Annotated in this window: 11 protein-coding genes; 10 read left to right on the forward strand and 1 reads right to left on the reverse strand. The window is 66.1% G+C overall.

Annotated features, from left to right (window positions below):
• Position 1 precedes the first annotated feature (1 nt).
• From I6F17_RS21300 to I6F17_RS21345, 10 genes are all read left to right on the forward strand, one after another.
• Positions 2–1,198 (forward strand): PepSY-associated TM helix domain-containing protein, encoded by a 1,197-nt coding sequence (locus I6F17_RS21300; protein ID WP_225124363.1) that lies wholly within the window; start codon positions 2–4, stop codon positions 1,196–1,198.
• Between the two features lie 76 nt (positions 1,199–1,274).
• A complete protein-coding gene (locus I6F17_RS21305) occupies positions 1,275–2,507 on the forward strand; it encodes a rhodanese-like domain-containing protein (protein WP_225124364.1) in 1,233 nt (410 codons plus the stop codon).
• Between the two features lie 126 nt (positions 2,508–2,633).
• Entirely contained in the window at positions 2,634–3,878 is a 1,245-nt protein-coding gene (serA, locus tag I6F17_RS21310) for a phosphoglycerate dehydrogenase (RefSeq protein WP_036041671.1), read from the forward strand.
• A 141-nt stretch (positions 3,879–4,019) separates the two neighbouring features.
• Positions 4,020–5,681, forward strand: a complete 1,662-nt coding sequence (locus I6F17_RS21315; protein WP_036041714.1) for a tannase/feruloyl esterase family alpha/beta hydrolase — start codon at positions 4,020–4,022, stop codon at positions 5,679–5,681.
• A 48-nt stretch (positions 5,682–5,729) separates the two neighbouring features.
• A complete protein-coding gene (locus I6F17_RS21320; protein WP_036041670.1) occupies positions 5,730–6,197 on the forward strand; it encodes a MarR family winged helix-turn-helix transcriptional regulator in 468 nt (155 codons plus the stop codon).
• Entirely contained in the window at positions 6,194–6,964 is a 771-nt protein-coding gene (locus I6F17_RS21325) for an enoyl-CoA hydratase (protein ID WP_036041669.1), read from the forward strand. Before I6F17_RS21320 ends, I6F17_RS21325 begins: the two co-directional genes overlap by 4 nt.
• Before the next feature lie 110 nt (positions 6,965–7,074).
• Positions 7,075–9,156 carry a methyl-accepting chemotaxis protein gene (locus I6F17_RS21330; protein WP_225124365.1) on the forward strand — a complete coding sequence of 694 codons (2,082 nt, stop codon included), beginning with the start codon at positions 7,075–7,077 and terminating at the stop codon, positions 9,154–9,156.
• A 127-nt stretch (positions 9,157–9,283) separates the two neighbouring features.
• Positions 9,284–10,222 carry a dihydrodipicolinate synthase family protein gene (locus I6F17_RS21335; protein WP_225124366.1) on the forward strand — a complete coding sequence of 313 codons (939 nt, stop codon included), beginning with the start codon at positions 9,284–9,286 and terminating at the stop codon, positions 10,220–10,222.
• 390 nt (positions 10,223–10,612) lie between these two features.
• On the forward strand, positions 10,613–12,013 hold the full coding sequence (locus I6F17_RS21340; protein ID WP_225124367.1) for a selenium-binding family protein: 1,401 nt from the start codon (positions 10,613–10,615) through the stop codon (positions 12,011–12,013).
• Positions 12,014–12,096: 83 nt separating this feature from the next.
• On the forward strand, positions 12,097–12,690 hold the full coding sequence (locus I6F17_RS21345; RefSeq protein WP_225124445.1) for a hypothetical protein: 594 nt from the start codon (positions 12,097–12,099) through the stop codon (positions 12,688–12,690).
• Between the two features lie 3 nt (positions 12,691–12,693).
• Here the strand turns inward: I6F17_RS21345 and I6F17_RS21350 are convergent, their stop codons facing one another.
• Positions 12,694–13,392 (reverse strand): DUF1045 domain-containing protein, encoded by a 699-nt coding sequence (locus tag I6F17_RS21350; protein ID WP_225124368.1) that lies wholly within the window; start codon positions 13,390–13,392, stop codon positions 12,694–12,696.
• Between the last annotated feature and the right edge of the window lie 18 nt (positions 13,393–13,410).

A 13,410-nucleotide genomic window follows, 5' to 3' on the forward strand; every position in this document is an offset into this window, starting at 1 on the left:
CATGGCCGCGCGGCCCGGGCACATGATCAAAACTGTCCTGCTCCAGGTCCATTCCATCGCAGGCCTGGTGCTCGCGCTGCTGCTAGCCTTGATCGCGCTGACCGGCGCGATCATGAGTTTCGAGGACGAGATCGTCGATCATCTCAACGCCGGCATCTTGCACGTCGTGCCGCGCGAGATGCCGGCGCTGATGCCGGACGAGCTGGTCGCGCGGCTGGGGGCGGGGCAAAATTTCGGTCAGGTCTCGGCCGTCATGTTGTCGAGCGATCCGACTGCGGCCGTGCGGGTCCGCTTCGCGCGCGACGAGCAGGGCGAGCGGCCGAATTCGCTCTATGTCGACCCCTATGATGCGCGCGTGCTGGGTGCGCCGCGTGGCGAGGCGTTCTTCGCGACGGTTCGGAAGCTGCATCGCTGGTTGCTGATCCCTGGCGATGCCAAGGGCTGGGGACGCCAGATCACCGGTGTGGCCGCGCTCGGCCTGATCGTCATGCTGGTCTCGGGCCTCGTGCTGCGCTGGCCCCGCCGCGTGCGCAGCGTGAAGATGTGGCTCAAACCCAATCTCGGTCTCAGCGGACGCGGGCTGCATCGCTCGCTGCATGCGGTGATCGGCACCTGGGTTCTTCCGGTCTATCTGGTGATGACGCTCACGGGCCTGTGGTACTCGTTCGACTGGTACAAGGACGGCGTCGTCTGGCTGCTGTCGCGTCCAGAAGTCTCTGCCGCGAAGATGCAGCCAAGAATGTCCGCGAAGGCGCCGCGTGCGGCGGCTCGTTCCGAGTCGGCTCAGCCGATCGGGTTCGACCTGGCATGGACGACGTTCCGGCGTGAGGAGGGCGACCGCTTTGCCAGGGCTCTGCTGACGCTGCCGCCGGAGCCTGGCACGGCGATACGGATCCGGTCGTGGGGGAAGGATTCGACGCTGGACACCACGCGCGATGAATTCCGGATCGATGCCGTCACCGGTCAGGTCGCCTCCGCCGAACGTTACGCCGACAAGACGTTCGGCGAGAAGATCATCGCCAACATGCTCGATATCCATCGCGGCGCGGTCCTGGGCTGGCCCGGCAAGCTCGCCTTCATGATTGCCGCGGCCCTGATGCCGCTGTTCTCGGTCACCGGCATTTTGCTCTATCTGTCGCGCCGCAAGCTGCGGCGCCCGGCGCAGGCGCCGCTTGGGCGGCTCGTTCCGGGCGAGTGAGTTGCAGCCGAAGAGGCTAGCCAACACCTCGACAATCGTTCAAAAGCCCGTGGCACGTCCTTGTCAGGTTTTCGCCATGAAGCTTCCGATCGTCACCCCCGCCGATATCCGCCGCGCGCTGCTCCTGCGCGAAGAAATCGCGCTGCTCGATCTCCGATACGAGGCTGCCTTTGCCATCGGCCATCCGCTGTTCGCGGCCAACATGGCCGCGGACCGGATCGCAGTGGAGGCCGAGGTGCGGCTGCCGCGTAAGGACGTGGCGATTGTGCTTTATGATGACGGCGAGGGGCTGGTTGCGACCGGCGCCGAGCGTCTGGCTGCACTCGGCTACAGCAATGTCAGCGCACTCGAGGGCGGGCTGAAGGCGTGGCGCGATGCGGGCTTCGAGGTTTTCGAGGACGTCAATTCCTATTCCAAGGCTTTCGGCGAGCTGGTCGAGTCGCGTCGCCACACGCCCTCGCTGAGTGCCGATGAGGTGGCGAAGCTGATCGCCGACAAGGCCAACATCGCCATCCTCGACGTCCGCCGCTTCGACGAATACGCGACCATGAACATCCCGGGCTCGGTCAGCGTGCCCGGCGCGGAGCTGGTGCTGCGGGCAGGCCGGGCCGCGCCCGATCCTGAAACGACGATCATCGTCAATTGCGCCGGCCGCACCCGCTCCATCATCGGCACGCAATCGCTGATCAATGCCGGCGTGCCCAACAAGGTGCGGGCGCTGCGCAACGGCACCATCGGCTGGACGCTGGCGCGCCACGGGCTCGATCACGGCGCCGACAGGCGCGGCGGGATCGGCCCGTTCGAGGGCGGTCTGGCCAATGCCCGCGATGTCGCCTATCGCGCCGGTGTCCGCCATATCGGACCGAACGAGATGGCTGCGCTGGTCGCAGAGACCGATCGCACGCTGTATCGCTTCGACGTGCGCGATGCCGAGGACTATGCAGCAGGGCATCTCCCCGGCTTCCGCCATTATCCTGGCGGCCAGCTCGTGCAGGAAACGGACATGGCCGCGCCCGTGCGCGGCGCGCGCATCGTCCTGACCGACGACAAAAGCGTGCGCGCCGACATGACGGCATCCTGGCTGGCGCAGATGGGCTGGGAAGTCTATGTGCTCGAGGGCGGCTATGACGGCGCGCTCGATGTCGGCCCGCCGCACGTCTTGCCGAAGCCGGATCCGGCACACCGCTACCGGCGGCCCTATGAAGGCACCGATGTGGCCGAAGCTGCGATGCAGGCCTATCTCGATTGGGAATACGGCCTCGTCGAGCAGCTCCGCCGTGACGGCACGCACGGGTTCTATGTGATTTGACCGAGCTCTGGGATGCCAAGCGCATCCTCGGCTCCGGCCGTCTTCTCCCCGTATCCGTTCCCTATTGTGCTGCGTGTCGCCCGCGGTCTATGAGCTGCGGCAAAGCCGCCATTTTTAGGAGATGCCATGTCCGCCCCAGGCCAAAGCCCTGAGCGAAGCGCAAAGGCGCTGCTGCTCGAAGGCGTGAATGATAGCGCTGTCGACCTGTTCGCGAGCGCCGGCTTCACCAATGTCGAACGGCTGACCAAGGCGCTGGACGGCGCGGATCTGCGGCACGCGCTCGAGGGCGTGTCGCTGCTCGGCATCCGTTCGCGCACGCAGATCACGGATGAGGTTCTGGCGGCGGCCGGCCAGCTTCTCGCGGTCGGCTGCTTCAGCGTCGGCACCAACCAAGTCGATCTTTCGGCGGCGCGCAAGCGCGGTATTCCCGTCTTCAACGCTCCGTTCTCCAACACGCGCAGCGTCGCCGAGCTCGTGATCGGCGAGATCGTGATGCTGCTGCGCCGGATCTTTCCGCGCTCGGTGTCGGCCCATGGCGGGGGCTGGGACAAGTCGGCGACCGGCAGCCGCGAGGTGCGCGGCCGCACGCTTGGCATCGTCGGCTACGGCAATATCGGCTCGCAGCTTTCCACCTTGGCCGAAGCCATGGGCATGCGCGTGATCTATTTCGACCGCACCGACAAGCTTCGCCACGGCAACACCGAGCCGGTCGAGAAGCTGGAAGATCTGCTGGCGCAGAGCGACGTCGTCAGCCTGCACGTGCCGGAGACGCCGGAGACTGCGGGCATGATCGGCGAGAGGGAGCTGCGGGCGATGAAGCCGGGCTCGTTTCTGATCAACAACAGCCGCGGCACCGTGGTCGATCTCGATGCGCTGGCGCGCGCCTTGCGCGACGGTCATCTCGCCGGTGCGGCCGTCGACGTCTTTCCCGTCGAGCCTTCGTCGAATGCCGATCGTTTCAATAGTCCCATTCAGGGCATCGAGAACGTCATCCTCACCCCCCATATCGGCGGCTCGACTGAGGAGGCGCAGGAGCGCATCGGTGGGGAAGTCGCGCGAAAACTGGTCGACTATTTCATTACCGGCTCGACCATGGGCGCGGTCAACTTCCCGGAGGTGCAGCTGCATCTTCGTCCCTCCGGCGCACGATTCAGCCATGTCCATCGCAACGTGCCGGGCATGTTGCGGCGGCTGAACGAGGTCTTCCTCCAGCGCGACATCAACATCGCCGCCCAATATCTGGAGACCGCCGGCGACCTCGGCTACGTCGTGCTCGACGCCGATCTCGGTGGTCAGGATTCCGGCGAGCTGCTGCAGCAGATCCGCGGCCTCGAGGGAACGGTCGGCGCGCGGCTGGTGTTCGAGCACTGAAGCGTTCTCGAGCGAAGGGGATACCGGTTCGCATCTAGAAAACGCGTCAAGACGACAAACCTGCGTTGTTGACGGCGATCGGGAGGTCGCATTCAATGCGATCTCCGGACAGATCGAACTAACAAAAGCTGGGTGGAAACGATGACGCTGACGAGGGCGAGGCTATGCGCATGGCTCGTGGGGACCGCAGCTGCGTTGAGCGCGAACGCCGCGTGCGCCGCGACATTGACGGAAGACGCGGAGACCGTCTGCAAGGGACTCCTCGGCGGCGCTGACGCCGTGAAGATCGATTCCGCGACCCTGCAGGCGCCGTCGCAATTGGCCGTGGCCGAGCGCGGGCCGACGCCGTCAGCACGCATCACGCCGGCCAATCCGCGCTTCTGCAAGGTGCACGGCCATATCGATCCCACCGATCCCAAGGCGCCACCGATCAAATTCCAGGTCAACCTTCCCGTCGAATGGAACGGGCGCTCGCTGCAATATGGCGGCGGCGGCTTCAACGGTGTGCTGATCACGGGCCTTGCCCTGCCGCCGGCCTATCCCTTCGACAGGCCCTCGCCGCTGGCGCGCGGCTTCGTCACCTACGGCACCGACTCCGGCCACGAGACCAAGCAGGGCGAGCCGCCGCAGGTGTTTGCGCTGAATGACGAGGCGTTCGAGAATTTCGCCCATCGCGCCTACAAGAAGGTGCGCGACGCCGCGGTCGGGCTGATGCAGCGTGCCTACGGCAGGAAGCCGGAGAAGCTGTACTTCATGGGCTCGTCAGAGGGTGGCCGCGAAGGCCTCACCATGGCGCAGCGCTATCCCGACGATTTCGACGGCATCTTCGCCCGCGTGCCCGTGATCAACTGGGTCGGGCTGCAGCATGCCGGCACGCGTTCGGGTCTCGTCACCATGAGCGAGGGCTGGATCAACCCGGCGCAGGTCAAGCTCGTGGGCGAGGCCGTGCGCGCGGCTTGCGACAAGGCCGACGGCTCCGACGATGCGCTGGTGCAGGATCCCGTCGGCTGCAAGGCGGCGTTCAAGGTCGAGACGCTGCGCTGCGCGGCCGGGCAGAGCGGCGACCAGTGTCTCACCGATGCACAGATCAAGGCGGTGAACACGCTGCACGCCACCTACAAATTCCCCTTCGCGCTCGCCAATGGTCTCGACGATTATCCGGGCTGGGGCGTCTCCGGCGAGGACATCCCCGCGGTCGGGCCGACCGGCGGCTGGGTCTCCTGGTGGCTCGGCACCGCGCCGCCGGCGCAGCCGCCCGCGCCGAACAACGGCATCGCCTGGATCTACGGCGCCGGCGGCATCCAATATGTCTTCGCGCGCGATCCGAAGCTCGACGTCACCACCTACAAGGTGGAGGACCACAAGGCGAGGCTGCTCGAAGTGTCCAACCTGATGGATTCCACCGATCCCGATCTCAGCCGGTTCCGGGCGCGGGGCGGCCGCCTGATCGTGCTCGAGCACATGGCCGACTACGCCCAGAGCCCCTATGCCGGCATCCGTTATTTCGAGAGCGTCGAGCGCAAGATGGGCAAGGCCGAGACCGCGGAGTTCGCGCGCCTCTACACCGCGCCCGGCGTCGACCATGTCGGCTCCGGCGCGCCCGCCAATGTCGACATGCTGAGCGTGCTGGTCGACTGGGTCGAGCACGGCAAAGCGCCCGGCGACTTAGAGGTCAGGGAGCAGAAGGTCGAGGCGCCCTCGTTTGCAGCGACGCGCGCGCTGCCGCTGTGCCGCTGGCCGGCCTGGCCGCACTACAAGAGCGGCCCGGTGACGGAAGCGGCGAGCTTTACCTGCGCGCCATAACGAGGAGGGCCGTTTGACAACGCGCTTGCGCTCGATTATCTATTTCGCATGCGAAATAAAACGGACGACGCGCGGCACCATCGGCTGATCTACCTGCTGAGTGTCGCCCAGCGCCGGCTGCAGCGCTGGATGGCGGCGCGGCCCGAGAGCGCGGTGACGCCGGCGCAGGCGGGGTTGCTGTTCATTCTCGGCAAGCAGGATGGCGCGCTGATGGGCGAGGCTGGGGCGGCGCTCGACATGGGACCGGCCGGCATTTCCGGTCTCGTCGACCGGACGGTGGCTGCGAAGCTGGTCGAGCGGCGGGCCGATCGCGAGGACGGCCGCGCCTTTCGCATCTGGCTGACGCCGAAGGGGCGCACCGCGCTGGCGCAGGCCAAGACCAGCGCGGCGGAGGTCAATGCGGCGCTGACGGAAGGTTTCACGGCCGCGGAAATCGACATCGTCGCACGCTGGCTGACGAGCATTCAGGACAAGTTTCCAAGACGTTCAGACGAACAAAACGGAGCAGACCAATGACCGAGCAGGTCCGGATCGAGAACAGCGGCGGAATTCTCACCCTCACGTTGGCACGCCCCGACAAGAAGAACGCGCTGACGGATGCGATGTACGGCCAGCTTGCCGACGCGATCGAATCCGCCGAGTTCGACCCATCCGCCCGCGTGATCCTGATCCGCGGCGAGGGCGACATGTTCACCGCCGGCAACGACGTCGGCGAGTTCGCGGCCGTCGCGGCCGGCAAGTCCGAAGGCAGCCGCAACGTGGTGCGCTTCATCCAGTCGCTGGCGCGCTGCACCCGGCCGCTGGTCGCGGCCGTGCAGGGCCGTGCCGTCGGCGTCGGCACCACGATGCTGCTGCATTGCGATCTCGTCGTGCTCGCCGACAACGCGCAATTATCGACGCCGTTCGTCAGCCTCGCGTTGGTGCCTGAAGCCGCCTCCAGCCTGTTGATGCCGGCGCGCATCGGCTACGCCCGCGCCTACGAGATGTTCGCGCTCGGCGAAACCGTGCCGGCCAGGTCGGCGCTGGAATGGGGCCTCGCCAACCGTGTGGTGCCGCTCGACAAGCTGGATGCGGAAGCGCTTGCGCTGGCGCAGCGTCTCGCCCGCCAGCCGGCCGGGGCTCTCATCGCGACCAAGCGGCTGATGCGCAACGGCGAGGCGCTGGTCGCGCAGATGCAGGCCGAAGGCGAGCAGTTCGCGCAGCGCCTGCGCACCGCCGAAGCGCGCGAGGCGTTTACGGCGTTTGCGGAGCGCCGCCCGCCGGATTTCACCAGAATAGGATAGTATTCCGAATGCGTGCAGGTTGGATCGTTTCGATTCAACTCAAACCTTAACGAAACATTGGCACGTGGCGGTGCAAGGTGGCCTCTCCGGAGAGTTAGGCCCCTTGACCCATGTCCATTTTTAAGAAATCGGTAAGCACGCTTCTCCTGGTCCTGATGACGCTGCTGGCGGCCGGCGCGCTGACCAGCACGGCCATCCAGATGGTCGGGGCTTTCGGCCGCTATAGCGACAGTCTGGAGACCGAGCGGCTCGCGAATGCCGACAAGTCGATCTTCCATGGCGTGGTTGCCCTGCGCAGCAATCGTGGCGATGCCCAGAGCGCCCTGCTCGTCGAGGACGACCCGCGCGCCAAGCTCGGCATTGCCGAGAAGGCGGAACAGGCCGGCTTCGACGCCATCAGCGCGGCGCTCTCCACCGTCGAATTCGCCCGCCGCGACGAGCTCGCCAGCACGCTGAAGCAGCGCTGGAGCGAGGCCGCGCCAAAATTCCAGTTGTTCTACGACGAGGCCAAGCTGCCGCGCGCCGAGCGCAAGCTGGAGCGGACCGCGCCCTGGTACGATGCGGTCACCAAGGTGATCGAGACCGCCAATCTCGCGTCCACCGCGGTGTCGAACCGCGCCTGGATGAACGATCCTTACATCGCCCGCATGATCCAGGCCCGTCGCCTCGCCTGGCAGGTGCGCGACCGCTACGGCATCCAGTGCTCGACCCTGCGGCCGAACGTCAACGCCAGCAAGCCGCTCGACGATGCCCAGAAGCAGACCGTGGCCGGATGGAACGGCGTCGTCGCCGCCGGCTGGACCGGCATGGAGGAGCTGCTGGCTGCGCCTGACGTGCCGGCCGACCTCGTCAACACGGCCAAGGAGGCGAGGGCCAAGACTGACGGCGCCCTCAAGCAGATCGGCGAGATCACCAAGGGCTTCGACGGCAGCGGCCGGCCCGCGATGCCCGCCGCGGAATGGAACACGTTGTGCCAGGCTCCGTTCGCGTCGATCGTCGCGGTCGCGAGCAAGGCGCTCGACCTGTCGATCGCGCACGCGGAGGCGGTTCAGGCGAAAGCCCTCACCAATCTCATCGTGCAATCCTTCGGCTTCCTGCTCGCACTGGCCGTGACTGTCGCGGGCGTGTTTGTGGTGCGCAACCGGCTGATGCGCCCGGTGCGCGCCATCCTCGACGCCATCGCCCGCATCAGCGTCCGCGACTATGCGACGCCGGTGCCGCAATCGCGGCATCCCGACGAGTTCGGCACCATGGCGGCTGCGCTCGAAAGCCTGCGCGAGAGCGCGGCGACCGCGGAGCGGCTGGGTAAGGAACGCGAATCGCAGCAGGCGCTGCAGCTCGCCCGCTCCGGCACCGTCGACGCCGCCTGCCGCAGCTTCGACGATACGGTGGAGGCGGTGATCCAGAGCGTCGCGGCCTCGACGCGGGAGCTCGACGCCACCGCAAGCGGCGTGCGCTCGCTGGTCTCGGAATCGAGCAGCCAGACCGCGGCAGTCTCCTCGGCAGCCGAGCAGGCCACCAACAATCTCGAAACCATCGCCGCCGCGACGGAGGAGCTCTCCGCATCCGTGGGCGAGATCTCCGCGCAGGTGCAGTCGAGCGCGCGGGAGGCCCGCGAGGCCGTGGCCCAGGCCGAGCAGACCAATGCGACGGTCGAGATCCTCGATCAGACGGCGAGCCGCATCGGCGAGGTCGTGAAGATGATCAACGCGATCGCGGCCCAGACCAATCTGCTGGCATTGAACGCCACCATCGAAGCCGCGCGCGCCGGCGAGGCCGGCCGCGGCTTCGCGGTGGTTGCAGGCGAGGTCAAGAGCCTTGCGGCGCAGACCGCGACGGCGACGGAAGAGATCTCGCGCCAGGTCGAGGAGATCCAAGGCGCGACCGGCCAGGCGGTCGCCGCGATCCGGTTGATCGGCGGCGCCATCGGCGGCATCGACGAGAAGATGACGGCGATTGCCGCCGCGGTCGAACAGCAGCGCGCGGCCACGACGGAGATCTCGCGCAACTTCCAGCAGGCGGCCCAGGGCACCCGCGAGGTCACCGATACCATCGGCAGCGTCGCCAGGCTCAACCAGGAGACCGGCAATGCCGGCACGGTGCTGTCGGAGTCCGTCAAGAAGATGTCGGCGGATGCCGATCGTCTTCGCGTCGCGGTCGAGGGTTTCCTGGGCGCCGTGAAGAGCGCCTGATTTTCGTACTCTTTCCATCGGACGTCGCGCGGGCATTGCCGCAGCTCGGCACTGCGGGTACATCTGTGCCGCCTCGCTCCCACGGGCGCGGCGGCAGACGCAAGACACATCAGGGATGGAGAGTTCGATGCCGGTCACCCCACACAAGGCCCAACGCCCCTATCGCGGCGTGTTCCCGGTCGCGCCCACCATCTTCGACGAGCGCGGCGAGCTCGACCTCGAGGGTCAGCGCCGCTGCATCGATTTCATGATCGATGCCGGCTCGCACGGCATTTGCATCCTCGCCAATTTCTCCGAGCAGTTCGTGCTCACCGATGCCGAGCGCGACACGGTGATGCATGCGGTGCTGGACCATGTGGCCGGCCGGGTTCCCGTGATCGTCACCACCACCCATTTCAGCTCGGCCGTATGCGCCGCGCGCAGCAAGCAGGCGGAGGCGGCCGGCGCCGCCATGGTGATGGTGATGCCGCCCTATCACGGCGCGACCTTCCGCGTCCCCGAGAAAGGCATCGTCGAATTCTTCAAGGTGCTCTCCGGCGCGATCAACATCCCGATCATGATCCAGGACGCGCCGGTTGCCGGCACGCCGCTGTCGGTCGAGTTGCTCGCGCGGCTGTCGCGCGAGTTTTCCAACATCCGCTATTTCAAGATCGAGGTGCCGGGCGCGGCCTCGAAGCTCCGCAGCCTGATCGAGGCGGGCGGCAAGGACATCGAGGGCCCCTGGGACGGGGAGGAGGCGATCACGCTGCTCGCCGATCTCGACGCCGGCGCCACCGGCGCCATGACCGGCGGCGGCTATCCCGACGGCATCCGCCAGATCATCGATCCCTATTTCGCGGGCGATCGCGAAAAGGCGAAGGTCGCCTACGAGCGCTGGCTGCCGCTGATCAACTACGAGAACCGCCAATGCGGCCTGATCGCCTGCAAGGTCATGATGCAGGCCGGCGGCGTGATCAAGTCGGAGGCGGTGCGCCATCCGCTGCAGCCGCTGCATCCGGCGACGCGCGCGGGGCTGCTGGAGCTCGCCAAGGAGCGCGACGCACTGGCGCTCCGGTGGGGGAAGTAGCGGAGCCAAACATTCAGTGTCGTCCCGGACAAGCGCGCCCCAAGCGCGCGCAGATCCGGGACCCATAACCACAGGGAGAAGTTTGACGAAGACTCGGAGTTGGCAGCTCGCTTCACAACCACTCCCTGGGGTTATGGGTCCCCGCCCCGTGCGCAATTGCGCACTAGGCGGGGACGACATCGAAAGAGAGGCCGCCCTCTAACCTCACTTCGCCGGCAGACGGCGACGAATCAACGCGATTCCGCCAGTTTCGCGCAGCCCGGCGATGGCATATTGTACGCGTGCCAACCGGCGCCTTGCGGAGAATCCCAAGACATCTCGCAACAGCTCTTCTTTTGCCACTATCCCGAGCCAGGTTGGTGCAAACCGACAGAATAGGGAGGCAGTGCCATGACGATGAGGCCGGATCCCACCTTTCACGCATCGCCCAAGCTTGCGATGGAAGCGCCTGCGGAGAACTTTGCTTACACCTTGCTGCTCAGTCCGGATTTCTCAAAGCCGGATGCTCTTGCGGTCATCGACGTCAAGCCGGGTTCGCCGACCTATAGCCAGATCGTCCACACGGTAACGATGCCCAACAAGGGTGATGAGTTTCATCATTTCGGCTGGAATGCTTGCTCCTCCGCCCTGTCGCCGCTCGCCGGACACGCCTTCATCGAGCGGCGCTATCTCATCATCCCCGGGCTCCGCTCGTCGCGGATCTACATCATCGACACCAAGCCCGATCCGACGAAAGCCAAGATCCACAAGATCATCGAGCCAGAGGAGGTCTTCAAGAAGACCGGCTACTCGCGGCCGCACACGATCCATTGCGGGCCGGACGGCATTTACGTCAGCACGCTGGGCGGCGGCGGCAAGGACGGCACCAACGGACCTCCGGGCGTCTTCATCATGGATTGCGAGACGTTCGAAGTTCTTGGACGATGGGAGATCGACCGTGGCCCGCAGACGCTGCATTATGATTTCTGGTGGAATCTGCCGCGCGATTACATGGTGACGAGCGAATGGGCGTTACCGCCGCAGTTCGAGAACGGGATCGTCCCGGAAGATCTGCTTGCGAATAAATATGGCCATCGTCTCCACTTCTGGGACCTTCGCGCCCGTCGCAACGTCCAGACCATCGACCTCGGCGCCAATCATCAGATGGCGCTGGAGGTGCGGCCGGCGCACGATCCGGTTCGCGAGTATGGTTTCGTCGGTGTCGTGGTCGACACCACCAACCTCGAAGCGTCGATCTGGACCTGGTGGCGCGAGGATGGAAAATTCCATGCCGAGAAGACGGCGACGATTCCTCCCGAACCCGCGCCCAAGGAGAAGCTGCCGCCGCTGCTGCAGGGATTTGGCGCCGTGCCGCCGCTGGTGACGGACATCGACCTGTCGATGGACGATCGGTTTCTCTATGTCTCGTGCTGGGGGACGGGTGAGATGCGCCAGTACGACGTCAGCGATCCCAGAAAGCCGAAGCTTGCGGGCTCAGTCCACATCGGCGGCATCGCGCGGCGCACGCCCCATCCGAACGGAAAGGCCTTTGCGGCGGGCCCGCAGATGGTCGAGATCAGCCGCGACGGCCGGCGCGTGTACTGGACCAATTCGCTCTATTCCACCTGGGACGACCAGTTCTATCCCGACGGGGTTCCGGGCGTGGAAGTCATGGCCAATGTCGGCCGCAACGGCGGTCTCGAGCTCGACAAGGACTATTTCGTGAGCTTCCCCGACGGATATCGTGCGCACCAGATCAGACTCGAGGGCGGCGATTGTTCGACGGACTCATTTTGCTACCCGTCGGTCTAGATGGGACGCAGGCGAGCCCGGCCCTTGGCTGGCTGTGGCTCGCACTTGTTGCGAGCGGTCTCTACCACGGCGTCAATCCGGGAATGGGATGGCCGCTCGCCGTTTCGGCCGGGCTCATGGACAAGAGCCCCCTCGCGCTCTTCCGCGCATTGTGGGCTCTGGCGGCCGGGCACCTCCTGGCAACACTTCTCGTGCTGCTGCCGTTCGCCTTCCTGCTCGTACTGGCCGAATGGCAGCGTCCGATCCAGATCGGTGCGAGTCTTCTCGTCATCGGCTTTGGCGTCTACCGGCTGATCGACCGGCGTCATCCGCGCGCGCTGGCACGAATTCCGCCGACGCAATTGGTGCTCTGGTCATTTGCCGTCGCCATCGCTCACGGCGCTGCCCTGATGCTCGTGCCGATCTATCTCGGGCTCTGCCAGGCCTTCGAGCTCGACGCCGGCCATCAGGCGGCGGGCGCGCTGATGACGGCAAATCTCGGGATGGCGGTATTGGTGTCGCTGGTGCACGTTGCCGCCATGGTCGGCGCCGGCGGATGTCTGGCGTGGCTGGTCTACCGCCATCTGGGATTGAGGTTCGTCTCGCGAAGCTGGTTCAACCTGGATGCAGTCTGGGCGATCAGCCTCGTTCTGGTTGGCGCGGTGGCGCTCGCTTTCAATCTTGCGGCCTCGCGCTGAGGTCTACCGCACCAAAGCCCATTCGCCGATGATGCGAAACCGCGCCTTGGCATCCTCCTGCTTGAACAGCGCGATGCGATCGACCGCGAGCGTCTCGATGCCCAGCGCCGCAAACCTTGCCCGCAGCATCTGAAGGATCGGCCCGCGCCGTTCCGCATCCAGCCGACCCGTCAAGGTCATGTGGAAACGGAATTCCTCCATCACGTAAGGGTAGCCCCAGCGGTCGAGATAGTCGCGCTGCCGCTCGCTGAGCTTCTCCGGCTTGCGACGGGCGCGATCTTCCGCCGTCAGCGCGGCGCGAAACGGGTCGAACTCGCGAACGCAATCGGCGGCAAGCTGTTGGAGAGTCTCGACCGGCTCGGCCGGAATGACGGCAATGAAGCCGCTGATGGCATCGACCACCGGTCGGATCGCCGGGATCGGCCGTGTCCTGCCCGCGAACGCCTCGCAGGCGGCCAGCAGCTCGGCTTCGGTCTTGCCATGCGCCAGCGCCATCGGCGCCTTCAGGGTAGCGTGAAAGCCGTATTTGCGGGGATCGGCGCTGACCTCGCGCCAGTCCGGCGCGGCGTGCAGCGCCTGCTCTGGAAACGAGATCTCGCCGCCGCTGTAGGCGTCATAGCCGAGCAGCTCGGCGCCGAAGCGGGAGAGGGCGCTGTCGCGGCCTGCGGCATAATAGATCGCGTAGCGGGGGAAACCTGTCATTTGCCTCAGCATAACCAA

This window comes from Bradyrhizobium sp. NBAIM18, from assembly GCF_020193825.1.
Taxonomy (GTDB): domain Bacteria; phylum Pseudomonadota; class Alphaproteobacteria; order Rhizobiales; family Xanthobacteraceae; genus Bradyrhizobium; species Bradyrhizobium yuanmingense.

Bases quoted from the DNA above. Each gene is read 5' to 3' on its own strand.
- I6F17_RS21300 (WP_225124363.1), top strand. From the start codon at position 2: ATGGCCGCGCGGCCCGGGCACATGATCAAAACTGTCCTGCTCCAGGTC.
- I6F17_RS21305 (WP_225124364.1), top strand. From the start codon at position 1,275: ATGAAGCTTCCGATCGTCACCCCCGCCGATATCCGCCGCGCGCTGCTC.
- serA (WP_036041671.1), top strand. From the start codon at position 2,634: ATGTCCGCCCCAGGCCAAAGCCCTGAGCGAAGCGCAAAGGCGCTGCTG.
- I6F17_RS21315 (WP_036041714.1), top strand. From the start codon at position 4,020: ATGACGCTGACGAGGGCGAGGCTATGCGCATGGCTCGTGGGGACCGCA.
- I6F17_RS21320 (WP_036041670.1), top strand. From the start codon at position 5,730: ATGCGAAATAAAACGGACGACGCGCGGCACCATCGGCTGATCTACCTG.
- I6F17_RS21325 (WP_036041669.1), top strand. From the start codon at position 6,194: ATGACCGAGCAGGTCCGGATCGAGAACAGCGGCGGAATTCTCACCCTC.
- I6F17_RS21330 (WP_225124365.1), top strand. From the start codon at position 7,075: ATGTCCATTTTTAAGAAATCGGTAAGCACGCTTCTCCTGGTCCTGATG.
- I6F17_RS21335 (WP_225124366.1), top strand. From the start codon at position 9,284: ATGCCGGTCACCCCACACAAGGCCCAACGCCCCTATCGCGGCGTGTTC.
- I6F17_RS21340 (WP_225124367.1), top strand. From the start codon at position 10,613: ATGACGATGAGGCCGGATCCCACCTTTCACGCATCGCCCAAGCTTGCG.
- I6F17_RS21345 (WP_225124445.1), top strand. From the start codon at position 12,097: ATGGGATGGCCGCTCGCCGTTTCGGCCGGGCTCATGGACAAGAGCCCC.
- I6F17_RS21350 (WP_225124368.1), bottom strand. From the start codon at position 13,392: ATGACAGGTTTCCCCCGCTACGCGATCTATTATGCCGCAGGCCGCGAC.